General features: G+C 65.0%; 24 protein-coding genes and 1 pseudogene. 8 read left to right on the top strand and 17 right to left on the bottom strand.

Features of this window, described 5'->3' with window-relative positions; all coding sequences use genetic code 11:
- The first annotated feature begins 5 nt into the window (after positions 1–5).
- The 3 genes from EC845_RS13730 (at position 6) to mnmA (ending at position 3,365) form a co-directional block, all read left to right on the top strand.
- Positions 6–1,049 carry a D-glycerate dehydrogenase gene (locus EC845_RS13730; protein ID WP_123298665.1) on the top strand — a complete coding sequence of 348 codons (1,044 nt, stop codon included), beginning with the start codon at positions 6–8 and terminating at the stop codon, positions 1,047–1,049.
- A 114-nt stretch (positions 1,050–1,163) separates the two neighbouring features.
- Positions 1,164–1,727 (top strand): NUDIX hydrolase, encoded by a 564-nt coding sequence (locus tag EC845_RS13725; RefSeq protein WP_123298664.1) that lies wholly within the window; start codon positions 1,164–1,166, stop codon positions 1,725–1,727.
- A gap of 465 nt (positions 1,728–2,192) precedes the next feature.
- Entirely contained in the window at positions 2,193–3,365 is a 1,173-nt protein-coding gene (gene mnmA / locus EC845_RS13720) for a tRNA 2-thiouridine(34) synthase MnmA (RefSeq protein WP_123298663.1), read from the top strand.
- A gap of 51 nt (positions 3,366–3,416) precedes the next feature.
- Here the strand turns inward: mnmA and EC845_RS13715 are convergent, their stop codons facing one another.
- Positions 3,417–4,238, bottom strand: a complete 822-nt coding sequence (locus tag EC845_RS13715) for a DUF2076 domain-containing protein (protein WP_123298662.1) — start codon at positions 4,236–4,238, stop codon at positions 3,417–3,419.
- Between the two features lie 253 nt (positions 4,239–4,491).
- A complete protein-coding gene (locus EC845_RS22505) occupies positions 4,492–4,662 on the bottom strand; it encodes a hypothetical protein (protein ID WP_199739801.1) in 171 nt (56 codons plus the stop codon).
- Between the two features lie 233 nt (positions 4,663–4,895).
- Here EC845_RS22505 and EC845_RS13710 point away from each other — a divergent pair, with 233 nt between their 5' ends.
- The 3 genes from EC845_RS13710 to EC845_RS13700 all read left to right on the top strand — a co-directional run bounded on the left by EC845_RS13710 (position 4,896) and on the right by EC845_RS13700 (position 7,501).
- Entirely contained in the window at positions 4,896–5,624 is a 729-nt protein-coding gene (locus EC845_RS13710) for a 16S rRNA (uracil(1498)-N(3))-methyltransferase (RefSeq protein WP_123298661.1), read from the top strand.
- Positions 5,625–5,756: 132 nt separating this feature from the next.
- Positions 5,757–6,182, top strand: a complete 426-nt coding sequence (locus tag EC845_RS13705) for a YidB family protein (protein WP_123298660.1) — start codon at positions 5,757–5,759, stop codon at positions 6,180–6,182.
- 149 nt (positions 6,183–6,331) lie between these two features.
- The gene (locus EC845_RS13700; RefSeq protein WP_123298847.1) at positions 6,332–7,501 is read left to right on the top strand and encodes an MFS transporter; all 1,170 of its coding nucleotides are present in this window, start codon (positions 6,332–6,334) and stop codon (positions 7,499–7,501) included.
- 82 nt (positions 7,502–7,583) lie between these two features.
- Here EC845_RS13700 and EC845_RS13695 read toward each other — a convergent pair whose 3' ends face one another.
- From EC845_RS13695 to EC845_RS13645, 12 genes and pseudogenes are all read right to left on the bottom strand, one after another.
- On the bottom strand, positions 7,584–8,222 hold the full coding sequence (locus EC845_RS13695) for an OmpA family protein (RefSeq protein ID WP_123298659.1): 639 nt from the start codon (positions 8,220–8,222) through the stop codon (positions 7,584–7,586).
- A 180-nt stretch (positions 8,223–8,402) separates the two neighbouring features.
- Positions 8,403–9,152 carry a GntR family transcriptional regulator gene (locus tag EC845_RS13690; protein WP_123298658.1) on the bottom strand — a complete coding sequence of 250 codons (750 nt, stop codon included), beginning with the start codon at positions 9,150–9,152 and terminating at the stop codon, positions 8,403–8,405.
- The gene (locus EC845_RS13685; RefSeq protein ID WP_123298657.1) at positions 9,145–9,927 is read right to left on the bottom strand and encodes an aspartate/glutamate racemase family protein; all 783 of its coding nucleotides are present in this window, start codon (positions 9,925–9,927) and stop codon (positions 9,145–9,147) included. Before EC845_RS13685 ends, EC845_RS13690 begins: the two co-directional genes overlap by 8 nt.
- Before the next feature lie 89 nt (positions 9,928–10,016).
- Positions 10,017–10,931: an ABC transporter permease gene (locus EC845_RS13680; RefSeq protein ID WP_123298656.1), complete on the bottom strand. Its 915-nt coding sequence runs from the start codon at positions 10,929–10,931 to the stop codon at positions 10,017–10,019.
- Positions 10,931–11,836 (bottom strand): ABC transporter permease, encoded by a 906-nt coding sequence (locus tag EC845_RS13675; protein WP_123298846.1) that lies wholly within the window; start codon positions 11,834–11,836, stop codon positions 10,931–10,933. The genes EC845_RS13680 and EC845_RS13675 overlap by 1 nt, the downstream gene beginning before the upstream one ends.
- A 142-nt stretch (positions 11,837–11,978) precedes the next feature.
- The gene (locus EC845_RS13670) at positions 11,979–13,274 is read right to left on the bottom strand and encodes a PotD/PotF family extracellular solute-binding protein (RefSeq protein WP_123298655.1); all 1,296 of its coding nucleotides are present in this window, start codon (positions 13,272–13,274) and stop codon (positions 11,979–11,981) included.
- A 122-nt stretch (positions 13,275–13,396) separates the two neighbouring features.
- On the bottom strand, positions 13,397–14,467 hold the full coding sequence (locus tag EC845_RS13665) for an ABC transporter ATP-binding protein (RefSeq protein ID WP_370451324.1): 1,071 nt from the start codon (positions 14,465–14,467) through the stop codon (positions 13,397–13,399).
- A 672-nt stretch (positions 14,468–15,139) separates the two neighbouring features.
- The gene (locus EC845_RS13660) at positions 15,140–15,670 is read right to left on the bottom strand and encodes a pseudouridine synthase (protein ID WP_370451323.1); all 531 of its coding nucleotides are present in this window, start codon (positions 15,668–15,670) and stop codon (positions 15,140–15,142) included.
- Positions 15,671–15,946: 276 nt separating this feature from the next.
- Positions 15,947–16,108 (bottom strand): hypothetical protein, encoded by a 162-nt coding sequence (locus tag EC845_RS22370; protein WP_158615697.1) that lies wholly within the window; start codon positions 16,106–16,108, stop codon positions 15,947–15,949.
- A gap of 626 nt (positions 16,109–16,734) precedes the next feature.
- Positions 16,735–17,583: pseudogene (asd, locus tag EC845_RS13655) on the bottom strand (archaetidylserine decarboxylase); the annotation flags it as partial.
- 705 nt (positions 17,584–18,288) lie between these two features.
- Positions 18,289–18,723: a Cu(I)-responsive transcriptional regulator gene (cueR, locus tag EC845_RS13650; RefSeq protein WP_255416908.1), complete on the bottom strand. Its 435-nt coding sequence runs from the start codon at positions 18,721–18,723 to the stop codon at positions 18,289–18,291.
- Positions 18,720–18,920, bottom strand: coding sequence for a heavy-metal-associated domain-containing protein (locus tag EC845_RS13645; protein WP_123298652.1), 201 nt, complete (start codon positions 18,918–18,920; stop codon positions 18,720–18,722). Before EC845_RS13645 ends, cueR begins: the two co-directional genes overlap by 4 nt.
- A 341-nt stretch (positions 18,921–19,261) precedes the next feature.
- Between EC845_RS13645 and EC845_RS13640 the strand changes: the two genes are divergently transcribed.
- Positions 19,262–21,544, top strand: coding sequence for a heavy metal translocating P-type ATPase (locus EC845_RS13640; RefSeq protein ID WP_370451313.1), 2,283 nt, complete (start codon positions 19,262–19,264; stop codon positions 21,542–21,544).
- A 119-nt stretch (positions 21,545–21,663) separates the two neighbouring features.
- Here the strand turns inward: EC845_RS13640 and EC845_RS13635 are convergent, their stop codons facing one another.
- On the bottom strand, positions 21,664–22,788 hold the full coding sequence (locus EC845_RS13635) for an alkene reductase (RefSeq protein WP_123298651.1): 1,125 nt from the start codon (positions 22,786–22,788) through the stop codon (positions 21,664–21,666).
- 191 nt (positions 22,789–22,979) lie between these two features.
- Between EC845_RS13635 and ubiM the strand changes: the two genes are divergently transcribed.
- Positions 22,980–24,320 carry a 5-demethoxyubiquinol-8 5-hydroxylase UbiM gene (ubiM, locus tag EC845_RS13630; protein ID WP_123298650.1) on the top strand — a complete coding sequence of 447 codons (1,341 nt, stop codon included), beginning with the start codon at positions 22,980–22,982 and terminating at the stop codon, positions 24,318–24,320.
- A gap of 63 nt (positions 24,321–24,383) precedes the next feature.
- On the opposite strand, the gene gstA is transcribed toward ubiM, so the two are convergent.
- Positions 24,384–24,992, bottom strand: coding sequence for a glutathione transferase GstA (gene gstA / locus EC845_RS13625; protein ID WP_123298649.1), 609 nt, complete (start codon positions 24,990–24,992; stop codon positions 24,384–24,386).
- Positions 24,993–25,158: 166 nt separating this feature from the next.
- The gene (locus EC845_RS13620) at positions 25,159–26,199 is read right to left on the bottom strand and encodes a DMT family transporter (RefSeq protein WP_123298648.1); all 1,041 of its coding nucleotides are present in this window, start codon (positions 26,197–26,199) and stop codon (positions 25,159–25,161) included.
- Positions 26,200–26,314: the final 115 nt, after the last annotated feature.

The raw sequence follows: 26,314 nt of genomic DNA, 5'->3' as shown, positions 1-26,314 counted from the left end.
TCGCCATGAACAGCCCCGACTCGAACACGCCCCGCCGCCAGCACGTGCTGGTGTTCCGTGAACTGCCCGCCGATCAGTTGGCCCGCCTGCAGGCCTTGCACACGGTCACCGTCGCCAATCCTCGCCTGCCGGCGCAGCGCGAGGCCTTTCTGCAGGCCCTGCCCACCGCCGACGCACTGGTGGGCTCGAGCTACGCCATCACCGACGAACTGCTCGACCAGGCGCCGCGGCTGCGGGTCGTTTCCAGCATCTCGGTCGGTGTGGACAACTACCCCGTCGCCTCGCTCGCGCGCCGCGGCATCCTGCTGTGCCACACGCCCGGCGTGCTCACCGAGACCACGGCCGACACGCTGTTCGGCCTCATCATGGCCACCAGCCGGCGCATCCCCGAGCTGGCGCAATGGGTGCGCGAAGGCCACTGGACCCGCAACATCGCCGAAGACCTTTTCGGCTGGGACGTGCACGGCAAGACCCTGGGCATCCTGGGCATGGGCCGCATCGGCCAGGCTCTGGCCCAGCGGGCCGCACTGGGCTTCAACATGCGGGTGCTGTACAGCAACCGCAGCCCGGTGGACGACGCCCAGTTGGGCGCCCTGCGCGGCCACGTGCATTTCACCGACCGCGACGCCCTGCTGTCGGCAGCCGACTTCGTGGTGCTGGCACTGCCGCTCACGCCCCAGACGCGCGGTCTGATCGGCCAGCGGGAACTCGGCCTGATGAAACCCGGCGCCATCCTCGTCAACGGTTCGCGGGGCGCCATCGTCGACGAGGCGGCCCTGCTGCAGGCGCTGGACCACGGCAACCTGCGCGCCGCCGGACTGGACGTGTTCGCCACCGAACCGCTGCCCCACGACTCGCCCCTGCGCACCCACCCCCGTGTGGTGGCACTGCCCCATATCGGTTCGGCCACGCACGAAACCCGGAAGGCGATGGCCGAGCTGGCCACCACCAATGCCATAGAGGCCCTGGCCGGACGTCGGCCGCCCGCCGCCTACGCCTACGCCTACGCCTACGCCTACGCCTACGCCTACGCCGCAGCCTCGGCCTGAGGAGGGCCGGCACCCGCCGTTTTCAGCGGGTGCGGGGCCCCAATTTCCGGCGAGTGTGGCGTGCAGGCCGCTATCCGTGCACACGATGCGCCGGGACACGACATAATCCGCGCCATGACTCACGCCGCTTCCCTCGATCTGGCGCCTCTTGCGTCAACTCCAGCCGCCGCCTTGACCTCCAAGTTCGCAGCCGACCGCTGGAAACCCAACACCACGGTCGCCGCCATCGTCGAGCGCGATGGACGGTATCTGCTGGTCGAAGAAGACACCGCCGACGGCCTGCGGCTGAACAACCCGGCCGGCCACCTGGACCAGGGCGAGTCGCCCGAAACCGCCTGCGCACGCGAGGTTCTCGAGGAAACCAAACACCACTTCACGCCCACGGCGCTGGTGGGCGTCTACATGTCGCGCTTCACCAAGACCAACACCGGCGAGGACGTCACCTACCTGCGCTTCGCCTACACGGGTGTGCTCGGCGACGAAGAACCCGGCGCCCACTACGACGAAGGCATCGTCGGCACCGTGTGGATGACCTACGAGGAAATCCTCGCCAGCACCGACCGCCACCGGACGGCCCTGCTGCTGCGCGGCATCGAAGACTACCGGGCCGGCAAACGTTACCCGCTCGACCTCGTCCATGTGCACGACAGCGTGGTGCAAAGCCCTGCCCGGGCCTGACACCCCTCAGAGCCGCCGTCCTCGCTGCGCCGGGTTCGCCCTCCGGCGAGCGGTTCGCGGGCGATCCGCTCGCCGGCAAAGCGGGTGGGCGCACCGAAGCGATCCTGCGCATCGACCAGACCGGCCTCTATGCCGACATGCTGCCAACGCCGGGCCTCAATCGCCCGAACCCTCTTTAAGAGACAGACACCCATTTATTTCGCTCCATCCTCGAACCTTGAAAGACGTTCGAACATCAAGGAATCGCCCCCTCCCCCGGGCAGGAGCTCTGCAGGATCCCCGGACGCCGGACCCTGTCCCATCGGACGTTTCCGTGGCCTTTCCCATCGCCGCAGGCCTGTCGCACGGGCCCCGAGACCCGGCCTCGGCGCCGCAGAGGCATGCACGTCGACCGGCATGAACGAGGTTGTCGGGGCTTTTTCGGCCTTCCGCACACCGGCCGGCTCGGGAAACGATAATTGAGCCATGTCCCATCCGGTCCCACCTTCTTCCCTGTCTTCTTCTCCTGCGCCCACCCGGGTCGTCGTCGGCCTCAGCGGCGGCGTGGATTCGGCCGTGTCCGCCTACTTGCTCAAGCAGCAGGGCTACGAGGTGGTCGGTATTTTCATGAAGAACTGGGAAGACGACGACAACGATGAGTTCTGCTCCTCGCGGCAGGATTTCATCGATGCGGCCAGTGTGGCCGACGTGCTGGGCATCGAGATCGAACACGTCAACTTCGCCGCGGAGTACAAGGACCGCGTGTTCGCCGAATTCCTTCGCGAGTACCAGTCGGGCCGCACGCCCAATCCCGACGTGCTCTGCAACGCCGAAATCAAGTTCAAGGCCTTTCTCGACCACGCCATGCGGCTGGGCGCTGAAAAGATCGCCACCGGCCACTATGCCCGCGTCCGCCTGAACGAGGCCACCGGCCGCCACGAATTGCTCAAGGGGCTCGACCCGCTCAAGGACCAGAGCTATTTCCTGCACCGCCTCAACCAGGCCCAGTTGTCGAAGACCTTGTTCCCCGTCGGCGAACTCGAAAAAACCGAGGTGCGCCGCATCGCCGAAGAAATCGGCTTGCCCAATGCCCGGAAAAAAGACTCGACCGGCATCTGTTTCATCGGCGAACGCCCTTTCCGCGACTTCCTCAACCGCTACATCAGCAAGGAGCCCGGTCCCATCAAGGACAGCCGCGGACGGGTGCTGGGCCAGCATGTCGGCCTGAGCTTCTACACCCTGGGCCAGCGCCAGGGACTGGGCATCGGCGGCGTGAAAGAGAAGGGCGCGCAACGCGGCGCCGGCGACCACGCGCCATGGTTCGTGGCGCGCAAGGACATTCCCAGCAACACCCTGTGGGCCGTGCAGGGCCACGACCACCCCTGGCTGCAGTACGACAGCCTGGCGGCCGACAACGCCAGCTGGACGGCCGGCGTGCCCCCCCAGCCGGGCCTCTACGGCGTGAAGACCCGCTACCGGCAGGCCGATGCCCCCACGCAGTTCTCGGCCGCGACCGAAGCGGGTTTTTCGCTCGCGTTCGGCGACCATCCGCAATGGGCCGTCACGCCCGGTCAATCGGCCGTGCTCTATGACGGCGATGTCTGCCTGGGCGGCGGCGTGATTGCAGCCGGCCAGGCACGAGGCGGCCCCAAGGCCTGATGGCACAGGCCGCGACGAGGCCAGGGTGGCCCGCCGCCAGCCTGGACGGCTTCAGACCAGCTCGTCGTCGCCGCCGAAAAAACCGCCGTCGTCGAACCAGCCGCCATCGTCGGCTGCGGCGTCTCCCGCATCCGCCAGCGTCGTGTCGTCGGCAGGGGCCTGATCGGCCGCCGCACTCTGGCTGGCCGGGGCGGTGTCGGCACTGCTGTCTGACGCATGGGCCGCATCGGCGGGCGGCTCTTGCGCCGCCACGGACTCTTTGCCGCCGTTCATGAGATGTTCGATTCCATTGAACAGGAACATGCCGCCGGCCACCCCCGCCGCGGCCATCGCGGCCTGGCCGAGGAAGCCGCCCATGCCGCCGCCGCCCATGCCCGCACGTGCCCCTGCGGGTGCAGCGGCCATGGCCGCACCGCCCTGGGGTGCCGCCGTGCCGCCGAACGCAGACGAGCCGCCCTGCCCGATCTGGCTGCCGATCAGCGAGCCCGGACGGGCGGCCGCAGGCTCGGGCACCGCGGGTGCGGGCTCGGGAGATCGTCCCCACCCGCTGGCCGACAGGGAGCCCAGAAAGCTGCGCGGTGCAGGTGCAGGTGCAGGTGCAGGTGCAGGTGCAGGTGCCGGAGCAGGCGTGGCCGCGCGTGCGGCATCCTGCAGTTGCCCGACCTGCTGCTCCAGCGCCTGGATACGGGCCTGCGAGGCCTCCAAGGCCTGTTCCTGCAGCAGGCTGCGCTGGATGACGAGATACAGCGCGTCGGGCTGGCGCGCGGCCTGCTGACGGATCAGGGCATCGGCATCGGGATCCTTGTCCACGCCTTGCACACGGGCAAGTTTGCTCAGGAAATCCTCGAGCAGCGTGCGTTCCTGGGGAGTCATGGTTCTGTCCTTTATGGCGGGTCGTCGTCGGGCCTCGAGCGGTCTTGGGGCCAGGGTTCACACATCGTGCCGGGTCAAGCTTAATTCAAGCTGATGGCAGGGCACGCCTGCTCCGGTGGACCTTGCCGGCGGCGCTTGGTTCACCGGCTGCCGCATCGACCCCCACCTTGGACAAAAAAAGAGCCAGCCGGATTGCTCCAACTGGCTTTCTGTGCAGGGCCTGTCGATGAAGGACAGGACCGAGACACGCGGATCAACCGCCCTTGTGGGTGCGCTTGCCAGGGTTCTTCTTGCTGCGCGTGTGGCTGCCGCGCTCGAGGCTCGAACGCTGGCCGCGACCCGCGGTGGGCAGCACGAAGCCAGGCAGAGGGGTGGGTGCGGGGGTGCGCTTGCGATCCGCTTCGGTAACGATCTTGTTGCCCATGTCAGCTCCTGTGGGAATTCAACTCTGGTGGAAGGAAAACCCGCCATTAGGCCACAAGTCGTGGCATTTGAGGTTCTCGCTTTTGTTTTCCAACCGTCATTTCCATCGATTAGACACGTCTTTTCATGAACTTCATGCTACTAAAAAAGATGACTCCAAAACGCGACGACATGCTCTGACCCGCGCTGCACGCCTTGGTGCGCAGGCCCGTCCGCTTGCGCGATACTTGCCACATGCCCCGTTTTCACTGCCCCTTGCCTGCTGCGGCGCTGCTGCCGGGCACCGATGTCGACTTGCCTGCAGGCGCCGCGCGCCATGTGCAGGTGCTGCGCATGCAGCCCGGTGACAGCCTCACGCTGTTCAACGGCGAAGGCGGCGAGTACACCGCCACCGTGACCCGAATGGGCCGCAGCGACGTCGCCGTCCGCATCGACACCCACACGCCGACCGAACGCGAGATCGGCCGGGCCGTCCACCTGGCCGTCGGCATGCCCGCCAACGACCGCATGGACTGGCTGGTCGAAAAAGCCACCGAGCTGGGCGTGACCAGCATCTGGCCGCTCATGACCGAACGCAGCGTGCTGCGCCTCAAGGGCGAACGCGCCGACAAAAAGCAGGCCCACTGGCAGGCCATTGCCGTGGCGGCCTGCGAACAATGTGGCCGCAATCGTGTGCCGCTCATCCATGCGCCCCTCGATCTGGCACGTTTTGCAGCCCAGAAGGCCTGGCCCGATGGGCAGCGCTGCGTGCTGTCGCTGGCCGAAGGCAGCCGGCCCTGGTCCAGCCCCTCGGATGCCGCCACGCCGGTCGTGCTGGTCAACGGACCCGAGGGTGGCCTGAGTGCAAACGAGGAAGGGCTGCTGCTCGCTCAGGGCTTCCTGCCCGTGAGCCTCGGCAGCCGGGTCCTGCGTGCCGAAACCGCACCGCTGGCCGTCCTGGCCGCGCTCGGCCTGGCTGGCTGATCGCCGCTGCCCCGGCTCCGGGCACGGCCGTCGCCCGGCCAGCCGTTTGCGTGTGCGCAACACCCCTTCGGCAACCCCTCTACGCAAGCCGTCCAACTCGTTCTAAGATGTCCGGTTTTTCGGGAGAAAACCATGGGTCTGCTTGACTCCGTGCTCAGCGTCGGCACTGCTGCCATCGGCCGAAGCGCGACCGCCGACAGCGGACTGCTGCCCGTGCTCATCGATCTGCTGTCGAACAATGGCGAAATCGGTGGCCTTCAGGGCTTGATCGCCAAATTTCAGCGGGCCGGTCTGAGCCCCATCATCGAATCGTGGATCAGCCAGCAGGCCGCCAATCTGCCGATTACCGGCGAGCAGCTCCAGCAGGTTCTCGGCAGCGAGCTCGTGCAGTCGATCGCGGGTCGCATGGGCATCGATGTGCCGCACCTGCTGCCGCAGCTCAGCCAGTTCCTGCCCGTCGCCGTCGACCGACTGACGCCCAACGGCAGCATTCCCGCCGCCGGTGCCAATCCGGCCGGTGAACTGCTCGGGCTGTTCGGCAACTTCCTCAAGACCTGAACACAGCCGCGAGCCCCTGGACATGACAGGGCCTTGACCTTGTCACGGGGTCAAGGTGCATGATGCGCGACATCTTCGCTGCACCGTCTGGACCTGCCATGTTCCCCTCCACCGCGCGCTCGGCGCCCCCTTCGGCGCCTGCACCGGGCATGAACCGCAACCTGTGGCTGCTGACCCTGGCCCAGGGCCTGTTCATGACCAACAACGTGACTTTCATCGCCATCAACGGCCTGGTCGGTTTCAGCCTGGCCCCGCTGGGCTGGATGGCCACCCTGCCCGTCATGGCCTACGTGCTGGGCGGTGCGCTGTCCACCGGCCTGGTGGCACGCTCGCAGCGGCGCTTCGGTCGCCGGGGGGCGTTCCAGAGCGGCCTGCTGGTGGCCGTGCTGTCTTGCCTGCTGTGCGCGCTGGCCGTGGCCTGGCAGCACTTCTGGCTGCTGTGCACGGCCACGCTGGTGGCCGGTTACTACAGCGCCAATGCAGGCCTCTACCGTTTTGCCGCAGCCGAGCTGGCTGTGCCCAGCTACAAGGAAAAAGCGATTTCGCTGGTGCTGGCCGGCGGCCTGCTCGGTGCCGTCGCAGGCCCCAATCTGGCATTGGCCACCCGTTCGCTGGGCAGCTATCCCTTCCTCGGTGCCTACCTGGCCCTGGCCGTGCTGGCCTTGCTCTCGCTGGCCGTCGTCAGTGCCATCCGTTTCCCTGAAACAGGGGCCGCCAATCGCCAGGACAGTGGACGGCCGCTGTCCGAGATCGTGCGGCAGCCCGTCTTTGTGGTCGCCGCGATGGGCAGTGCTTTGGGTTTCGGCATCATGAACCTGCTGATGTCGGCGACCCCACTCGCCATGCAGACCTGCGGTTTCACTTTCGACAGCACGGCACTGGTCCTGGAATGGCATGTGATCGGCATGTTTGCACCCGGATTCTTCACGGGTCACCTCATCCGCCGGTTCGGTGTGCGCGCCATCATGGCCTGCGGCCTGGGGCTCAACGTGGCCTGCGTCGTCATCGCGCTCAACGGCGTGGAGCTGCACCATTTCCTCATGGCATTGTTTGCCTTGGGCGTCGGCTGGAACTTCCTGTTCACCGGCGGCACCACGCTGGCTCTGCAGGCCTACCGGCCCGAAGAAAAAGACAAGGCACAAGGCGCCCTGAACTTCTGTGTCTTCTCGGCCACGGCACTGTCCGCCTTCACCGCAGGCGCGCTGGTGACCACGCAAGGCTGGTTCTGGATCAATCTCGCCTCGCTGGTGCCCCTGGCCGCCGTCGCCGTGGCGCTGGCCCTCCTGGGCCGTATCCGGCCGCAGCAAACCGCAGCCTGAAAAAGAAACAGGCCTCGCTAGGAGGCCTGTGTGCCGATCCGAACCCCTTGCGCAGCGCGAGCCGCGCGAGGGTCGTCGACCATCAGCTGGGCGCGCTTTCGCCGGTGTAGATCTCGACGCGGCGATTCTGTGCGCGGCCTGCTGCAGTGTCGTTGCTGGCCACGGGCTGCCGCGAACCCACGCCGTCGATGGCGATGCGGCTGATCGGCACGCCCCGTGCCACCAGATAATCGCGGGTGCTGGCGGCACGCTCCATGGACAGCGGGTTGTTGATGGCGTCGGTGCCGCTGGCATCGGTGTGGCCGATGATGCGCACCGTGGTGTTCGGGTTGGCGACCAGGCCCGAAGCAAAGCGGTCCAGGATGGGCGCGAAGTTGGACTTGACGTTGGCGCGGTTGACGTCGAACGAGACATCGCTGGGAATGTCGAGCTTGAGCTGGTTGTCCTGCGTCTGGCTCACCGTCACGCCGGTGCCGGCCGTTGCCTGTTCCATCTGGCGTTTCTGGTTTTCCATGCGGCTCGACCAGATGTAGCCACCCGCACCGCCGATGCCGGCACCGATGGCCGCACCGCGTCCGCCGCCGATGAGGCCGCCTACAGCGGCACCCGCGACCGCACCGATGCCGGTGCCGGTGGCTTTGGTTCGTGTGGAATCATCCATGTTGGCGCAGCCGGTCATGATGAAGGCGGCCGCTGCCGAGGCCAGTATGATTTTTCGCATGAGTTTCTCCTACGGGTTGTTGGATTCGGCTCCGCACGCAAACCATTGCAGACAGGCTGGATAGACCATCACCGCCACGGGCAGGGCCGTTGGATGGATTTTGCAATTGGCCGCAGCCGGTTCGATGTAGGACTGCAGGACTATCATTTTTTGCCGGCTGCAGGGGATTTTCAAGGCTCGTCAGCGCGGCCGAAAGAGCTCCCGCAGGCGAACGGGCTTCTCGGAAACATCGCAGAAATGCAGGGAGCCCTCGATCTCGTCAAGGTGCTCCCGCATGAGATTCAAGGCCTGTGCACGCGCCCCAAGCCGCATCGCATCCAGCAAGGCGCGGTGGGCATGGCAGCCGCAGCCCGCGGCCGGAACGTGTTGCGGAGGGCCCCACGCCATCAGCACCAGAGAGGTTCGCGACACCAGCGCCGACAGGATGCGCGCCAGGGTTTCGTGCCCGGTCGCACGGGCGATCGACAAATGGAAATCACCCGACAGCCGGATGGCCGATTGCCGGTCGCCACGTTCGCGTGCCGCTTCTTCTGCATCGATGCAGGCCGTCAGATCCGCCAGGCAGCGCGTTGGCGATTTCTCCATGAACAGCTCCAGCAGGCGGGACTCGATCAGGCGGCGGGCCTCGAAAACCTCGCGAGCCTCGGCGGCATCCGGCCTTGCCACACGGGCGCCGCGATTGGGCGTCAACGTCACGAGTTGCTCGCCTGCCAACCGTGCCAGGACCGGCCGGATACGGGTCCGCGAAACACCGAATGCCTGCGCCAGTTGATCCTCGATCAATTTGGTGCCGGGTGCCAGCCGGTGATCGAGCAAGGCATCGACGAATCGCCTGTAGATCTCGTCGTCGCTCACGGCACGTAACGGCAGCGTCTCTGCCTCGAACGACGGCTCTGCCGAGCCCGGTCCGTATGCCGTGACGTCAGGCATGCGATCGCCCCTCGGGCCAGGCCAGAAGTTTCGGATGCGGAGCCAAAGGGGAGGGCACACCGCCCTCGGCCTCGAAACGCACGATGCGTTGCGCCAGCATGCGAACACCGGCGTCCACGCTGTCGATCACCGGAACACGCAACGAAGACGACCACGCATCGGCCAGTCCGGTCAGACCGGCGCCGCCCAGAATCACCGCATCGGCCCCGGTGGCAGCGATCGCTTCGACGCAAGCCTGCCGCAGCCGGTCGCTGGCCTGAAGCGGATGGGCGGCCAGTTCGTCGCCGGTCTGATCCAGCACATGCACGTCGAGCAAACGCTTTCCGTAGCCCAGTGAAGCGGCCAGCTTCTTCAGCATGGGTTTCCAAAGCACGCCGCCCGTCACGATGACAAAATGTCCGAAAACACAGGATTCCTCGAAAGAAGCTTCGGCAAGCCCGGCCACCGGAATGCCCGATATTTCCTGAAGTGCCGCACATCCCGGGTCGCCGAAACAACCGACCAGAATGCCTTTCAACGGCGTTCCTGCAGGCACAAGTCCGTCTTCATATGGGTCTACCGCAAGCGACTCGTGAATGCGGCCTTGGTTCTGCCAGGCATCGAGAACGGCATGGCCGGCCACCGCATAGCTGGATTCGCTGGCGATATAGGGTGCGCCGAAGCGCGCGGTTTCCGCACGCAGTTCGACATTGCCATGCGCGACGCGGCGGATGCGGGCAACCAGCCGATCCGTCACATCGACCGACGTGTTGGGATTGATGACAAGCCAGGTCATGGGAATCGCATGCAGTTCAGTGAAAAACCCGAAAGATCCGTTCGGCAACGGGTAGGGCAGGGCAGGGGCTGCACAGTCTCCAGTCCGTCTCAAGCCGGCGTCCGTCTGGCAGAGCGGCGCTTGAGGATCAGCACCAGCAGCAGCGTGAGCGCCATCACCAGGAAAGAAACCAGGGTGGTGACCGTCCCCAGTGCATAGATGGAAGGCGTGGTGACCGTACTGGTCAGCCCCTGCAGTTCGAGCGGCAGCGTGTTCACATCGCCGATGGCTTGCGAGGTCCGTGCGATCTCGTCCCAAGACAATGTGAAGCCAAACATGCCGACACCGATCACCGAAGGCGCGATCAGCGGCAGAACCACATGCCGGAAGCCCTGCCAGGGCGTCGCACCCAGATCGCGTGCGGCCTCTTCGTAGGCTGGATTGAAGCGGTTGAACACCGCAAACATGATGAGAAGTCCGAAGGGGAGGGTCCAGGTGAGATGGGCCCCCAGGGCGGATGTGTAGAGCCCCATCGCCGTACCGTAGTTGGCCAGCGTTTCTTCCGCTCCGAGCCTGCCCAGACCCCATTGGATGATGCCGTCGAGCAGCCGGAACTCGAGCCCGATGCCCAGCGACACGATGATGGACGGCATGATGAGGCTGGCGACGACCACAAAGAACAGCACGCTTGCGCCCACCAGCCGCTTGCGAAAGGCCAGGCCGGCCAGCACTGACAGCAGCACTGTCGCCAGCATCACCGCAATGCCCAGCGTGAGCGATCGGCGCAGCGCGGCGGCGATGTCCACCACGCCCAGCCCCTTGGCCAGCTCCTGGTACCAATGCAGCGAGAAACCCCGCATCGGAAAGGTCAATCCGCCCTCGGGCCCCTGAAAACTCAGGGTAAAGATCACCAGCATCGGCCCGTACATGAACAGAACGAACAGCGAAAAGAAACCGGCCAGCAACCAGAATCCCGGTGAACGTCGATCGTGGCCGGTTTTGTGGCCTGTCGCATGTCCCGCCATCACAACTCCTTGCGTATGTCGACCAGCCGTGTCAGCGACCAGATGATGAGAAGAACCACCGCCAGCAGAATCACCGCATTGGCCGCGGCCAGGGGAAACTGCAGATAAGAGGTCTGGACCTGGATGATCTTGCCCACCGAAGCGATCTGCTGTCCCCCCATGACACCGATGGTCACGAAGTCGCCCATCACGATGGTGACCACAAAGATCGAACCGATGATGATGCCGGTCCGCGAAAGCGGAACGATCACGTTCCACAGCGTCTTCCAGCCCGATGCACCCAGATCGCTGGCGGCCTCGAGCAGGCCCCGGTCGATGCGCATCATGCTGTTGAAGATGGGGACGATCATGAACATCGTGTAGAGATGGACAAACGCCAGAACCACGGAAAAATCCGAGAACAGAAGCCACTCCACGGGCTCGTCGACCACGCCGACGGCCTGCAACCCCTGATTGACCAGCCCGTTGCGCCCGAGCAGGGGAACCCAGGAGATCATCCGGATCACATTGGATGTCCAGAACGGAACCGTGCACAGAACAAAAAGCAGCGTCTGCATGCCGACCGAACGAACATGGAAAGCCAGGAAGTACGCGACTGAAAATCCTACAACCAACGTTATCAGCCAAACCAGAAAACTGAACTTGACCGTCGACGCATACGTTCTCAGCGTGACGCACCAATCCCCTGTATTTCCGCAACCCTCGAAAACAGACAAATAGTTTTCAAACGTGAAACCGGGTATCAACTGGTACTGGTCGTAGTGCCAGAAGCTCACCATGAGCACCAGGGCCAGAGGAATCACGAAAAACACGATAAAAACCGCGCTCAGGGGCAGCGCCTGCCACCAGGCAGCCAGGCCCCGCCCGGGTCGTTCCGATGCGGCTTGCGTGCGATGGGATGCCATCGTTGAATCACCTTTGGCGATGTACGCCGTTTGCGCCTCGGGCCCGGGCCGGTCGGCAAAATCGAAGGCGCCACCGGCGGATTCCACGGCATCCATCGTGCGCAGCCTTCGGCCTGGGGTCTTTAGGTGTTCGCGTGGCCGCTCAGGCCGCCACGAACTGGTTCCATTTCTGGACCATGTAGTTGTTCTCGTCCATCACCGAGTTCCAGCAGGCGATGCCGCCCATGCGCTGTTCGTAGCTGCCGCCGTCGCGCACGCTGCCGGCCTTTGCGATCACCACGCCTTGCGGGCTCTTGATGTCCTGGGCAGCGGGTTTGCCTTCCATCCAGTAGGCCCATTCATAGGCTTCCATCTGCGTGCGGGCGGTTTCCAGCACGGCGCTGTAGTAGCCCTGGCGGTTGAGGTACGCACCCGCCCAGCCGTCGAGAAACCAGTTGATGAACTCGTAGGCCGCATCGAGCTTTTTGCCGGTCAGCGACGTGGGCAGGCCAAAACCCGAAGCCCAGGCGCGATAGCCCTCCTTGAGGGGCTGGAACACACAGTCGATGTTCTTGCTGCGCACGGCCGTCACGGCAGGGCTCCACATCGACTGGATCACCACTTCGCCCGAAGCCATGAGGTTGACCGACTCGTTGAAATCTTTCCACAGGGCCCGGAACTGTCCGGCCCGCTTGGCTTCGATCAGCGTCTTGATGGTCAGGTCGATCTCGGCCCGGGTCATGTTGCCCTTGTCCGCGTAGGTGTGCAGGCCCTGGGCCTCGACCACCATGGCGGCATCCATGATGCCGATCGACGGGATGTTGAGGATGGCGGCCTTGCCCTTGAATTCGGGGTTGAGCAGTTCGGCCCACGAGGCGATCGGGCGCTTGATCAGATCGGGCCGGATGCCCAGCGTATCGGCGTTGTAGGTGGTCGGGATCAGCGACATCCACTGCGTCGGCGATTTGGCGAACGTCTTGCTTTTCTCGCCTTCGAGGTAGATCACTTTCTTGGGCGCGGTGCCCTGGTCGCCCACGGCCTTGCCGCCGACCATGCCGGTGGTGAACAGCGAGGTGATCTTGCCGGCGTTCTTCACGCGGTTGGCATCGATGCCCTTGAGGTTGCCGGTGGGCACGATGTTGCGCAGCGAGAAGTACTCGGTGTCGATGAGGTCGAAGCTGTTGGGGGCCGTGACGGCCCGCTTGGTGACGTCGTCGGTGGTCACGGCCACGTATTGCAGCTTGATGCCGGTATCGGCTTCGAACTTCTCGGCAATGGCCTTGTCCTGATTGACTGCGGTTCCGAGGTAACGCAACACCACCTTCTCCTGCGCGTGCACGGCCGGGAACAGGCCTGCAGCCAGTACGCCGGCAGTGCCCTTGAGCAGGGATCGGCGCTGCAGCGGCAGCGAGGCGCCGGCGACGGCAGACGGATCTGTCGGAAAGGGTCGGTGGGACATGTCGAACGCTCCTCGAAGGGTGATGAACCTGAAACCGTCAGGCCGGAAAAAGACCCTGGTTCATGCCGTGTCCTCGACGGACTGGGGGCAAGCTGTGCACAGGGTGTGAATTTGCTGTTGAATCAGGCGGCCAGCGCGTGGGCCTGGGCCGTTTTCCAGCTCACCAGGACCGATTCGCCGATCTCGAAAGGTCGGGCCAGGAAAACGGATTCGTGGAGCACGGCAGACAGCGCAGCCGGGCGGAAAGCCGGGTTGTCGAGTGCCTGCAGTCCGAGCAGGACATACGTGCCCTGGTACTCCACGTCGGTCACCCGGGCCGGCAAGACTGTGGATAAGTCGGGTTGGCCCGCCGGCTCGAGGTGGAGCCCCGGCGGCAGGGGCCGGACCTCGAGGTGGTCGTTGCGCACAGCGACCCGTGCCGGCTGCGGCAGGCCCTCGTGGCGATGCAACACGTTGTGACCCCCCATGAACCGCGCCACGAACTCGCTGGCGGGCTTGTTGTAGACCTCGTGGGGGGGACCGACCTGTTCGATCAGCCCCTGGTTCATGACCACCATGGTGTCGGCCAGCGCCATGGCTTCTTCCTGCGAATGGGTGACGTGGATGAAGGTCAGGCCCAGCTCCTTCTGCCAGCGCCGCAGTTCCGCACGCATCTGGACACGCAGGAAAGGATCGAGAGCCGAAAGAGGCTCGTCGAGCAGCAGAACCTTGGGCTGGGTGATCAGGGCCCGCGCCAGTGCGACCCGTTGCTGCTGACCGCCCGAGAGCTCGGCGGGCTTGCGGTCCACCAGGTGACCCATGGCCACCCGTTCGAGCAGGTCCCGAGCCCGTGCATGCCGCGTGGACTTGTCCACACCCTTCATCTTCAGGCTGAAGGCCACGTTGTCCAGAGCCGAAAGATGTGGAAAAAGCGCAAAGCTCTGGAACATCATGGCGGTGCCCCGGTCGGCAGCCGCCAGATCGGTGATGTTGCGGTTGTCGAGCAGGATGTCCCCACTGCTGGCCGACTCATGGCCGGCAATCATGCGCAAGGTCGTGCTTTTGCCGCAGCCCGAAGGGCCCAGCAGGCAGCAGTAACTGCCGCTTCGTATTTTCAAGTCGATGTTGTCCACAGCGACGTTGCCTGAACTGTAGCGTTTGCTCAACGCAATCAGTTCAATGGCGTAAGGGCTGTGGAGAACGGCCGATGCCACGGCGGAGGCGCCAAGTCCGGGGGTCGCGGCAGGCGGCTGGGATGGGCTGGATAAGGACATGCCGGGCATTACGCACAATCCATGCCTGCTTTGTACGCATTATTGCATGCAGTCTGTGCACGATTTTGGGCATGGCATGCCAATGCCGATGCGTCCATCCCGAAAAGGCACGATGTCTGTGCAAAGAAGCGGTGAACGGTGCACCGCGAATCGTCTGAAATGCAGGCCATGCGGTCGGGATCCCGGCTGCCGTTCCGCTGCGCTTCGAGTTATCCTCTCTTTCCTTGTATGTCTATTAAATAGGATAGTAGTAGTAGGTAAGGCTTGTGGATAAGCCTGATTTTCTGAAAAAGCCTATTTTTATCAACAGCTTCCGTCGAAAAAACGATGTGCAGATGTGCACTCGAGTCAGGCGGCCGAAAGGGGATAAATGCAGGGCTCGAGGAAGTTCTGTGGATATCTCTGTTTTTCCAGCCGATCTATCCACAGGCTTGTGCATAGATGCGATTATTCCAGCCTTTGATTGCTCACAGGCGGCGTAAAATATTGTTCTAGGTATAGAAAAAAGAGAGCAGTTTGCGGGATTGAACCGGCCTGCTCACGATCGGCTGCGCAAAGGCGCTGCACGCATGCCCACGCGCGGCGAAACGGGGAACTGCCCGCTGCGCGTCCTCAGAATCCGTCGAGCTCGCGCCAAGAGCCGGGCTGCAGATCGGCGAGCGTCCATGGCCCGATCGCCACGCGGACCAGTCGCAAGGTGGGCAGGCCGACGGCGGCCGTCATGCGTCGCACCTGGCGGTTGCGGCCTTCGCATATCGTGATCTGGAGCCAGCTGGTCGGCACGCTTTTGCGGAAACGCACCGGGGGATGGCGTGCCCAGAGCAGGGGTTCGGCCAGCCTGTCGACCTCGGCAGGGGCCGTGCGGCCATCCACCAGGTCGACGCCTTGGCGCAATTGCGCGAGTTGACGCTCGATCGCTTCGTTTTCGACTTGAACCCAATACGTCTTGGGCATCTTGTGCCGGGGGTCGGCGATGCGCGCCTGCCACGGTCCATGGTTGGTGAGCAGCAGCAGGCCTTCGCTGTCGCGGTCCAGGCGGCCCGCAGGGTACAGGCCGGGCTGATCGACGTAGTCCTTGAGTGTCCGACGGTCGTCCTGGCTCGTGAACTGGCACAACACGTCGAAGGGTTTGTTGAGCATCACCAGGCGCGGGGACTCGGCGGATGGGCGCACCGCCGGCGCGACCGGGCCGGATGGCCCCCCTGATGAATCGTGGCCCGCCGGACGGCGTCTGGCCGGGGTGCTCTGCCTGAATTGTGGATAACTCTTGCGCGTGCTCATGCGCCGTATTGTCCACGGCAGGCTGGTGGCGGACACAGGAAGAGACCGGACTTTTTCAGCGCAAAGCGGCTGCAAGACGGTGTCCGGGCGATGCACAACAACTATGCAGTTTTTGTGGATAGTTTTGTGGAGAAATCTTCATAAGCTCCATCGAAATGCACGGATGAGCGGCTTGCGGGCCTCGTCGAAGCCGTTCTTGCCCGTCTTTCCGTCGAAAGATGCGTAATTTCGTGGCGCTGTTTTTTGTGCTTTGCAACACGATGCGAGTTTTCGGATGAATTCTGCATCTTGTTGATTCATATGAAGAAAATTCTCAAATTAACACTAATGACTGTGTTCCAGAAGATCTGAAAAAACAAGTTTTCCACAGCTTGTCCAGTTTTTGGCGGTTTTTTGGGTGACTTTCCGTGCGTTGAGGGCTCGGACAGCCAGTCTTCGGGCCTGAACACTCATTCTGTGGACAGATGTGACAGGGTTATCCCTGATCCAAAGGGGCCTACTAGGGGATAACCTGCGACGTCTGCGGCCATTGCGGCACAGGACGGCCTTGACAGCGCGTCGTTTGGCGATGCGCACGTGAACCCGGTACAAGATGCAAACCCGAGATCGGCCGGATCTTATCCACAGGTTTATCCCGAGCCGAATTCAGCGGCGGGTGCGGTCGCCGCGCGACCTGGCCGCTGGACGGCTTCACGAACCGATCGGCCGGCGACGGCCGGTCTAACCGATCCGGAATCTGGCTCGGCCTGCCGCTTCGAAGAGACCGGTCAAGGGGCCGGGGAAGCCGGTGGCAGCGGAGGATGGCCTTCGGATGGGGCCGCGGGGGCCGTGTCCACCGCGCCGGCGGCATCGAGCGACGGCTCCGCCGGGCCCGGTGCAGGGGCCGCAGAGGGCTCTGGCGGCTCTTCGGGGACGGGCTGGTAGCTGGCCATGGGATGGCCCAGACGAACCGCCCCCTCGGGCGCCCAGCTGGGATTGAAGTTCATGCCGAAGCCTTCGGGACGCGGCATCAGCAGCACGACGGTGGAGCCGAGCATGAAGCGGCCCATTTCCTCGCCCTTGCGCAAGACGATGGGCGCACCGTGCGTTTCGTAAGTCCAGCGCCTGACCTTGCGGCCGCGCGGTGGATTCACCACGCCATGCCAGACCGTGGCCATGCTGCCGACGATGGTGGCGCCGACCAGGACCAGGGCGATCGGCCCATAGGCTGTGGAAAACTCGCAGACCACCCGCTCGTTGCGGGCAAAGAGACCCGGTACACCCCGTGCCGTCGTCGGATTGACCGAAAACAGAGCCCCCGGCACATACGTCATCGACTCGAGCTTGCCGTCGCAGGGCATGTGGATGCGGTGGTAGTCGCGCGGGCTGAGGTACAGCGTCGCGAACCAGCCGTTTTCGTAGCGCATCGCGCTGCTTTTATCCCCACCCAGCAAAGCCGTGGTGGTGTAGCTGTGGCCCTTGGCCTGGTAGATCGTGTCGCGATCGATGGCGCCGAACTGGCTGATGGCGCCGTCGACCGGGCAAATGAAGTCGGAATGCGCCATTTCGCGTGAACCCGCCTTGAGTTCGCGCGTGAAAAAGTCGTTGAAGGTCCGGTAGTCGCGGATGTCGGCGAAAGCGGCTTCCTGCATGTCCACACCGTAGCGCTTGACGAACCAGCGGATCACGCCTGTGGTCAACGCCCCTGCTTCAGCTCTGGCAAAGGCACCGGCCAATGCAGTCAATGTCTTTTTGGGCAGCAGGTATTGGGGAAGAACGGCAAGACGGGCAGGCACGAAATGGACTTTTCCAGCAAAAGGGAGCGATTTTAACGACGCAGTCACGAAAACCGAGTCGCGATGGGCAAGCGACAAGCCGGTTTTCTCAACAAATACACGCAGATCTGCTCGTTTTTCGCTCGGGACAACAAACGCGTGTATGGGCTAGAGCGCGGCTCGTGCAAAAAGTGCCGCGCCTGCGGCTGTGTTTTGCCGGCAGTCGCTGCGCCGGAAGGACTGCCGGTGCGGGGGAGGGCGCGGCGACGTGTTTTGGACTTATCCCTTAAATGCACTAATTTAAGTTAGTAGTAATAGTAGAGTCGGCGCGATCCTGTGGATAAGTCTGGTTTGCTGTTTTTTTTCAACAGCTTGCCGGTCGTGAAAAGCTGTGGCCGCCGGTGTGTTCCGCTGTCGCGCAAAAATGAACAAATCGCGACTTATCCACTTTTGTGTGGATAAGTCGAACTTGTCATTGTTTTTATCCACAGACTTGTTGATCGACGGCTTTGATGGCTCGATTCGACGTGGATTCCGTGTTTTTTCAGTGTTTTTGGGTCGCTGAAACGCAAAAAAGCCCGATGCAGAGCCTGCATCGGGCGAGGAGCCGGCGGGATCGACGGGGGCTGCCCGGCTCGGCGAGCGGGCAGGGCGATGCCCCGGTTATGCACAGATTGTTCTTCTCGAGCTGTGAACAACCGTTTTTTTGTTCGTTGAATCAGTGACTTACGAAGCGGTTTCCGGATTGCCGGCGAGTGTGTCGAGGATGGGACATTCGGGTCGGGCATCGCCATGGCAGCAGGACACCAGGTGCTGCAGCGTGTTCTTCATGTCCTGCAGTGCCGTGATGCGCTCGCTCAATTGCTGCACATGGCGGGCGGCGATGGCCTTGACCAAGGTACTGGGACGGCCCTGGTCATGCCAGAGCGCGAGCAGGTCCGCGATCTCGGCCATCGAAAAACCGAGGTCGCGGGCGCGTTTGATGAAACGCAGGTTGTGGACGTCGTTGTGGTTGTAGACCCGGTAACCGCTGTCGGTGCGTTGAACCGGGCTCAGCAGTCCCAGGCTTTCGTAATGCCGGATCATCTTGGCCGAGACACCCGACGCCGCTGCGGCGGCGCCGATGTGGACCGGGCTTCCGCCGAGCGCACCGGTGGTCACTCGGCGACCTCGTAGCCTTCCGCGCGGATGGCTGCGGCCAGGGCGAGCGGATCGGCCTGGGTGTTGGCGATCTCCACACGATGCGCTGTGCGGTCGATCCTGACCTCGGCCTGCGGATCGACCGCACGCACGGCCCGGGTCACGGCGCGTTCGCAATGACCGCATGTCATGCCGCGTACTTCGAGAATCTGTGTCATGGCGTTGCCTTTCGGGTTCGGGTTGTTGATAACAAGCTGTGTACAAGTCAAATGGATTGCCCACAGCTTGTTCGGGACTTGTCCCGGGAGTTGGTCAGTATGAACCTTCCAATGGTGGGAAGGTCAAGGCTGTCGCCGCAGATGACGTGGAACATCGCCCATCCGAATGCCCCTGTCGCTGCCGAAGCAAGGAAGAGGCTTGATCTGCATGGCTTTTTCACGGCATTGTTTTTTGGATAACAGGCTTGACTTTGCCATGATGGCAAGGTTTAGGCTTGATTCCCTTGGGGTCGATCCGTGCTGGACGGATGGTCGAACCTCACGCATGTTGGAACGCGATCATGAATCAAACAGTTTTTCCACAGAATCCGACAGCGTCGAAAGCGCGGTCCTCGCCCGCCGATGCCGAACTTGTCCACAGCCTTGACCTGGTGATCGGCGGCATGACGTGCGCCTCGTGCGTCGGCCGGGTCGAGCGCGCCTTGCGCAAGGTGCCGGGGGTGCAGGATGCCTCGGTCAATCTGGCGACGGAGTCGGCACGGGTGTCTTACGGCGCCGGCCAGGCGCCAGCCGCCGGTTCATGGGAAGCGGTGCTGAGCCGGGCCGTGCGGGATGCCGGTTACGAGGCCAGGCCGGCCGAGCAGGCCGCCGAGGCCGGACCTGTCTCCGCCTGGGCCGGTTTTGCGCCGGTGGCGGTGGGATTGGCGCTTTCGTTCCCGCTGGTACTGCCGATGGTGACGGGCTGGCTGGGCCTGCCGTTCATGCTGCCTGCGTGGCTGCAGTTCCTGCTGGCGACGCCGGTGCAGTTCGTGCTGGGTGCGCGCTTCTATGCCGCGGGCTGGCGTGCCGTGCGGGCGGGCGCGGGCAACATGGATGTCCTGGTCGCGGTGGGTACCTCGGCGGGCTGGGGGCTTTCGGTCTGGCTGTGGCTGACCGGATCGGCGGGCGACATGCCGCATCTGTATTTCGAAGCGTCGGCCGTGGTCATCACGCTGGTGTTGCTGGGCAAGTGGCTCGAGGCACGGGCGAAACGGCAGGCCACTGCGGCGATCCGGGCGCTGCATGCCCTGCGGCCCGCGACCGCTCGCCTGCTCGGCGACGAAGGGGAGGTGGAGGTGCCGATCGCCGAGATCCTGGTGGGCGATGCCCTGGTGGTGCGTCCCGGTGAACGCATCCCGCTCGACGGCGTGGTGAAGCAGGGAGAGACACAGGTCGACGAGTCGATGCTGACCGGCGAATCGCTGCCGGTGGCCAAGTCGCCTGGATCGGCGCTGTCCGGGGGATCCATCAACGGCGACGGCCGCATCGTGCTGGACGTGACCGCAGTGGGCACCGAGACGGTGCTGGCCCGCATCATTCGGCTGGTCGAAGATGCCCAGGCGGCCAAGGCGCCCATCCAGCGTCTGGTCGATCGGGTCTCGGAGGTGTTCGTGCCCGTGGTGCTGCTGGTGGCGCTGGCCACGGGGGTGGGCTGGTGGTGGACGGGCGCGGCGATGGAAATCGCCGTGATGCACGCGGTGGCCGTGCTGGTGATCGCCTGCCCGTGCGCGCTGGGCCTTGCGACGCCGGCGGCGCTGATGGCGGGCATGGGGGTGGCGGCCCGCCACGGCATCCTGATCCAGGACGCACAGGCGCTGGAACTGGCCCGGCGAGTGGACACGGTGCTGTTCGACAAGACGGGCACGCTCACGGTGGGCCGGCCCCGGCTGATGCATGTTTCCGGAGCCGGTCTCGCGGGGGGCACGGACGAGGTGGCCGGCCTGCTGGTGCTGGCGGCCGCGTTGCAAGGCGGCAGCGAGCATCCGCTGGCCCGGGCCGTGGTGGCGCATGCGCAAGCGCAGGGCCTGCCGTCCATTCAGCCCGAACAGGTCCGTGCCGTGGCCGGGCGCGGCACCGAAGGCGTGGTGGAGGGGCGCACGCTGCTGCTGGGCAGCCTGCGCTGGATGGACGAACTGGGTCTGCCGGCCGGCCCGTGGCAGGCCCAGGCGCAGGCCTGGCAGTCACAGGGCTGCACGGTGTCGATGATGGCCGAACGTGTCGACGGCGAGGTCAAGGGCCTTCTGGCGATGGCTTTTGGCGACGAGCCCAAGCCGGGCGCCGCGCAGGCCCTGGCGGCGCTGAAGGCCCGCGGACTGCGCATCGTCATGGTCTCCGGCGACAACCGGGGCGCGGCCGAAGCCATGGCACGCCGGCTGGGTCTGGATCCGGCCGCGGGTGAAGTCGAGGGCGAGGTGCTGCCCGCCGACAAGGCCGCGCGGGTCGCTGCCTGGCGCCAGGCAGGCCATGTGGTGGCCATGGTGGGCGACGGCATCAACGATGCACCGGCCCTGGCGGCTGCCGATGTCGGCATGGCCATGAGCAACGGGACGGACGTGGCCATGCAGGCGGCGGGCGTGACGCTGATGCGGGGCGATCTCGCGCTGGTGGGCGCGGCGCTCGATATCTCTCACCGCACGGTGGCCAAGATCCGGCAGAACCTGTTCTGGGCCTTCGCTTACAACGTGGCCGGTATTCCCCTGGCCATGCTGGGCTACCTCAGCCCCGTGGTGGCGGGGGCGGCGATGGCCCTGTCGAGCGTGAGCGTGATGGCCAACGCCTTGTTGCTGAGACGCTGGAAACCCTGAGGAGCGGGACGCGCACAGGGATTCATGCACAGATTGCCCACAGGTAATCCGGACTTATTCCCGGTTCTTCAACGGTTTTCCACCGGGTTGCCCACAGGCCGTCCTCCGTGCCTCTGGGGTCATCCGGCCTGCTGGGCCAGCGTGGGATAGTCGGTGTAGCCGTGCTCGCCGCCGCCGTAGAAGGTGGATGCGTCCCAGGCATTGAGTGGCGCATCCTGCCGCAGGCGCTCGACGAGGTCGGGATTGCTGATGAAGGCTTTGCCGAAAGCGACCAGATCGGCTTCGCCGCTGGCCACGGCCTGTTCGGCCAGCGCCCGGTCGTAGCCGTTGTTGAGCATCCAGGCGGCCTGTCCGCCGGCCTGGCGGTAGGCCTGTTTGTAGGCGGCGTAGTCGAACGGCTGGTCACCTTGCTGATGATCGCGCGGACCGCCGGTGGCGCCGACGATGGTGTGCACATAGGCCAGCGGATACCGCGCCAGTCCCCGGATCACGTGCTCGAACAGCGGCTGTGCATCGGGGTCGCTGGCGTCGTTGGCCGGCGTGACCGGCGACAGCCGGATGCCGGTGCGCTCGGCTCCGATCTCGTCTGCAATGGCCTGCACCACTTCGAACAGGAAACGGGCGCGATTCTCGATGCTTCCGCCATAGGCATCGGTGCGATGGTTGGAGCCCGAACGCAGGAACTGGTCGATCAGGTAACCGTTGGCGGCATGGATCTCGACGCCGTCGAAGCCGTGGTCGACCGCTGCCCGCGCGGCGCGGCGGTAGTCGCCCACGATGCCCGGCAATTCGTCGAGCGCCAGCGCGCGGGGCAGCGAGGTGGGGGCGAAATGGCCCTTGCCGTCGGCGTCGATGAGGTAGGTCTTGCCTTTGGCCTGGATCGCGGAGGGCGCGACAGGCGCCTGTCCGTCGGGCTGCAACTGATTGTGCGAGATCCGGCCCACATGCCACAGCTGCGTGACGATCTTGCCGCCTTCGGCATGCACGGCGTCGGTCACGGCCTGCCAGCCGTCGAGCTGTTCGGGTGCGTACAGGCCGGGTACGTCGGCATAGCCTTGACCCTGATGGGAGATGGCCGTGGCTTCCGTGACGATCAGACCGGCGCTGGCGCGTTGCGCGTAGTACGTGGCGGTCACGGGGCCGGGAATGGCCTGGGGCGAGCGGTTGCGCGTCAGGGGCGCCATGACGACGCGGTTGGCGAGCGTCAGGCCGGGCAGGGCCAGCGGATCGAAGAGTGTGGTCATCTGAGAAGTCCTGTGGGGTGGGGGCATCGTCGGTAGGACCGATGCATGGACTGACCTTAAACCGGCAGGCAAAAGCCTGCAGGGCATGGGGACATCCTGGCGCAGTGCCGGTTTTCCGACTTTGACACGGGTCAATCCTGCGCAGGCGGCAGCACCCGTCTGCAGTGCAGTCGGCCATAAACTACAGGGCTATGGAAAACACATCCGCTCAAGCCCCTTTTGCCGCGCCGCCCGATGCGGCCTCGCCCCTGGCTGCGCCCCGTACGCTGCAGGCCGACGTGGCCATCGTCGGGGCCGGTCCGGTCGGCTTGTGCCTGGCCCGTGGACTGGCGCTGGCGGGCCTGTCCGTGATCCTGGTGGAAAAGCAGCCGCGTGCCGCGCTGGCCGAGGCGGCTTTCGATGGCCGCGAGATCGCGCTGACCCAGGCCTCCTGCGCAATCCTGCGCGAGCTGGGCCTGTGGTCGCATTTCAATGCCGCCGACTGCTCTCCGCTGCGCGATGCGCTGGTGTTGAACGGTTCGGCCGGCGGTGCCGCCATGACGATTTCCGCGCAGTCGCGCCAGCGCGAGGAGCTGGGTTTCCTGGTGCCCAACTATCTGATCCGGCGTGCGGCCTACCAGGCTGCGCTGGGCGACAAGGCTTTGGCTTCGAACGTGACGTTGCTCGACGGTTGCGGTGTGGAGGCGGTGCAGCGGGATGGCCGGTCGGCCCGCCTGCAACTCAACGGCACGCAGGCCGGCACCGAGGTGCATGCGCCCTTGCTGGTCGCGGCCGACAGCCGTTTTTCGCAAACCCGCCGCCTGCTGGGCATCGGCGCGCAGATGCGCGACTTCGGCAAGACCATGCTGGTCTGCCGCATGACCCACGAGCAGACGCACCGCCATGCGGCCTGGGAGTGGTTCGGTTATGGCCAGACCCTGGCCTTGCTGCCGCTCAACAGCCGTGTGTCCGGCTCCGATGTCGTGCATCGTTCCTCGGTGGTGCTGACGCTGTCGGGCGACGAGATGCAGGACGTCATGCAGCTCGACGACGACGCGTTCTCCGAAGCGATGTCGCGGCGTTTCGAGCATCGCCTGGGGCGCATGACCGTGGATCGCGAAGACCCGGTCAGCCAGGGTTCGCGCCACACCTATCCGCTGGTGGGGGTGTACGCCGACAGCTTTGCCGGCCTGCGCTGTGCGATGGTGGGCGATGCTGCCGTGGGCATGCATCCGGTGACGGCCCATGGGTTCAACCTGGGCCTGCAAGGGCAGAACGTGCTGCTGCAGGCCGTGGTCGAGGCCCGGCGGCAAGGGGTCGACATCGGCGCGCCGCAGGTTCTGAGCCGGTACGACCGGACCCATAAACGAACCGCGTGGCCGCTGTATCAGGGCACCAACTTCGTCGCCTCGCTGTACACGCAGGATGCCCCCCCGGTGCGTTGGGTGCGACAGGCCGTGCTGAGTCTGGCCGACCGTTTTGCGCCCATCAAGAACACGATTGCGGCCCACCTGGTGCAGGAACCCGCCGGCGTGCCGCGCAGACGCCGCTGAACGCGGTGCCGCAGGGGGCACGGGGGCAGGGTCTGGCGACGGCCTGGGACCCCGCCGCGACGGTTACTTGAGCAGGCCTTCGGCCTTGAGGGCCGCCTGCACGGCCGGACGGGCCGCGACGCGTGCCTGGAAGGCCTGCAGGTGTTCGTAGCCCGACAGATCCAGGCCGGTGAACTTGGCCCAGCCCGTGACCGTGAAGAGGTAGGCATCGGCCGCCGTGAAGGTCTCGCCCAGGAGATAGGTCTTGCCGGCCAGCTGTTCGTCGACCCACGCGTAGCGCTTGTCGAGGTGTTCGCGCGCGATGGGCTTGTATTCCTCGGGCGTGCTGGGCTTGAACAGCGGGCTGTAGCTTTTGTGCAGTTCGGTGCCGATGAAGGTCAGCCATTCCTGCAGGCGGTAGCGCTCGAGCGTGCCGGCCGGCGGGGCCAGGCGCTTGTCGGGGACCTGGTCGGCCACGTATTGCACGATGGCCGGACCTTCGCGCAGCCGTTCGCCGCTGTCGAGCTCGAGCAGCGGCACATAACCCAGCGGGTTGAGGGTGTAGAAGTCGGTGCCGTCCTGCAGCTTGTGGCTTTTGGTGCTGGCCAGGATGGCCTCGTAGGGCAGGCCGGATTCCTCGAGCACGATGTGGGGCGAAAGCGAGCACGCGCCGGGGCTGTAGAAAAGCTTCACTGATATCTCCTTGTTGCTGCTGCTGGGTCTGCGATGGGTTTCGGACGTGCCGACCGTTCGGTGCGTCCGGCCGGGGCCGCTCGGCCTTTGCCCGGCGGCAACAGCATAGGGGAGATTGGCGCGGCGTGCAGGCCCGGTGCAACCGGGCCTGCACCGCACGACGGGTTCAGGGCTGGCGGAGGCGCTGCAGGTCTTCTGCGGCCGTTGCGGGCGATTCGATCCGGTCCGCAGGGCTGGACGTGGCCGAGGCCGGTGCACGGGCCTTGTTGAGGCTGACGATGAGGATGCCGCCCACGATGCACAGCCCGCCGGCGACCAGCGAAACACTCAAGGTCTCGCCCAGAAAGGCCGTGGCTGCCAGCAGCCCGATCAGCGGCACGCCCAGCATCGCCGTGGACATGCGGGTGGCCGACAGCGCCATGCTGGCCGCGTTGACGGCACAGAAACAGAAGGCCGTCGCCAGCGGGCCGACGAAGAGCACGGTTTCCCACAGGGCCATGCTGCCGTCGCCGGTGTAGGGGCCTTCGACCATGCGGGCAAGCAGCAGCAGGGGCAGGGTGGCGACCAGCATCTGCCAGGGTGCGAGTTGGTAGGCCGTCGAGTCGCCCCGGTGGTAGCGCAGATGCAGGATCGTCATGCCCCACAGGAACGAGGCGGCCATCAGCATGAGATTGGCCTGGACCAGCGCGCTGTCCTGCCAGTCGATGGCCAGCGGATTGAAGAGCACCGCGAGTCCCGCCACGCCGAGCAGCAGGCCGGCCCCTTGCCAGCGCGAAATGCGCTCGCCGAACAGGAACACGGCGATGGGGGCCACCCACAGCGGCGTGGTGTACGCCAGCACGGCCGAACGGCCCGCCGGGATCTGGGTCATGGCGATCGCGCCCAGCGCGGTGAACGCCATCATCTGCAACAGCCCCACGCTGGCCAGCAGGGGCAGATCGCGCCGGGTGGGCAGGCGCAGGGTGCCGGTGAGCAACTGGATGGCGAACAGGCACAGACCGCCGGTGGCAAAACGCAGGGCCGAGAACCAGATGGGGCTGACATGTTGCAGCCCGGTCTTCATCACCGGCCAGTTGCAGCCCCAGATCACGATGGCCAGCAGCAGCAGCGCCATGCCGCGGGTGCGGGCCGAGAGCGGCCAGCCCCGTAGGCGCAGGCCCGTCGGCAGGGAGAGGGAAGGCGTGGAATGCGGCGCGTGACTGGACATCGTGCAGGTCCGTAGAAGGGCGGGGAAAACCCTTGATGCTAGAGAGACGTGCCGAGTTTTTGCTTCTGTTATTCTGCTTTTAGTGGTGCATACAAGATAAAAAATCTCTTATATA

This window comes from Comamonas sp. BIGb0124 (assembly GCF_003752175.1).
Lineage (GTDB): Bacteria > Pseudomonadota > Gammaproteobacteria > Burkholderiales > Burkholderiaceae_C > Comamonas_F.
This window is presented reverse-complemented; position numbering and strand designations above follow the sequence as displayed.

Coding starts and splice junctions, on each gene's coding strand:
- EC845_RS13730 (WP_123298665.1), top strand. CDS start 6: ATGAACAGCCCCGACTCGAACACGCCCCGCCGCCAGCACGTGCTGGTG.
- EC845_RS13725 (WP_123298664.1), top strand. CDS start 1,164: ATGACTCACGCCGCTTCCCTCGATCTGGCGCCTCTTGCGTCAACTCCA.
- mnmA (WP_123298663.1), top strand. CDS start 2,193: ATGTCCCATCCGGTCCCACCTTCTTCCCTGTCTTCTTCTCCTGCGCCC.
- EC845_RS13715 (WP_123298662.1), bottom strand. CDS start 4,238: ATGACTCCCCAGGAACGCACGCTGCTCGAGGATTTCCTGAGCAAACTT.
- EC845_RS22505 (WP_199739801.1), bottom strand. CDS start 4,662: ATGGGCAACAAGATCGTTACCGAAGCGGATCGCAAGCGCACCCCCGCA.
- EC845_RS13710 (WP_123298661.1), top strand. CDS start 4,896: ATGCCCCGTTTTCACTGCCCCTTGCCTGCTGCGGCGCTGCTGCCGGGC.
- EC845_RS13705 (WP_123298660.1), top strand. CDS start 5,757: ATGGGTCTGCTTGACTCCGTGCTCAGCGTCGGCACTGCTGCCATCGGC.
- EC845_RS13700 (WP_123298847.1), top strand. CDS start 6,332: ATGAACCGCAACCTGTGGCTGCTGACCCTGGCCCAGGGCCTGTTCATG.
- EC845_RS13695 (WP_123298659.1), bottom strand. CDS start 8,222: ATGCGAAAAATCATACTGGCCTCGGCAGCGGCCGCCTTCATCATGACC.
- EC845_RS13690 (WP_123298658.1), bottom strand. CDS start 9,152: ATGCCTGACGTCACGGCATACGGACCGGGCTCGGCAGAGCCGTCGTTC.
- EC845_RS13685 (WP_123298657.1), bottom strand. CDS start 9,927: ATGACCTGGCTTGTCATCAATCCCAACACGTCGGTCGATGTGACGGAT.
- EC845_RS13680 (WP_123298656.1), bottom strand. CDS start 10,931: ATGGCGGGACATGCGACAGGCCACAAAACCGGCCACGATCGACGTTCA.
- EC845_RS13675 (WP_123298846.1), bottom strand. CDS start 11,836: ATGGCATCCCATCGCACGCAAGCCGCATCGGAACGACCCGGGCGGGGC.
- EC845_RS13670 (WP_123298655.1), bottom strand. CDS start 13,274: ATGTCCCACCGACCCTTTCCGACAGATCCGTCTGCCGTCGCCGGCGCC.
- EC845_RS22370 (WP_158615697.1), bottom strand. CDS start 16,108: ATGAATCAACAAGATGCAGAATTCATCCGAAAACTCGCATCGTGTTGC.
- EC845_RS13645 (WP_123298652.1), bottom strand. CDS start 18,920: ATGACACAGATTCTCGAAGTACGCGGCATGACATGCGGTCATTGCGAA.
- EC845_RS13640 (WP_370451313.1), top strand. CDS start 19,262: ATGAATCAAACAGTTTTTCCACAGAATCCGACAGCGTCGAAAGCGCGG.
- EC845_RS13635 (WP_123298651.1), bottom strand. CDS start 22,788: ATGACCACACTCTTCGATCCGCTGGCCCTGCCCGGCCTGACGCTCGCC.
- ubiM (WP_123298650.1), top strand. CDS start 22,980: ATGGAAAACACATCCGCTCAAGCCCCTTTTGCCGCGCCGCCCGATGCG.
- EC845_RS13620 (WP_123298648.1), bottom strand. CDS start 26,199: ATGTCCAGTCACGCGCCGCATTCCACGCCTTCCCTCTCCCTGCCGACG.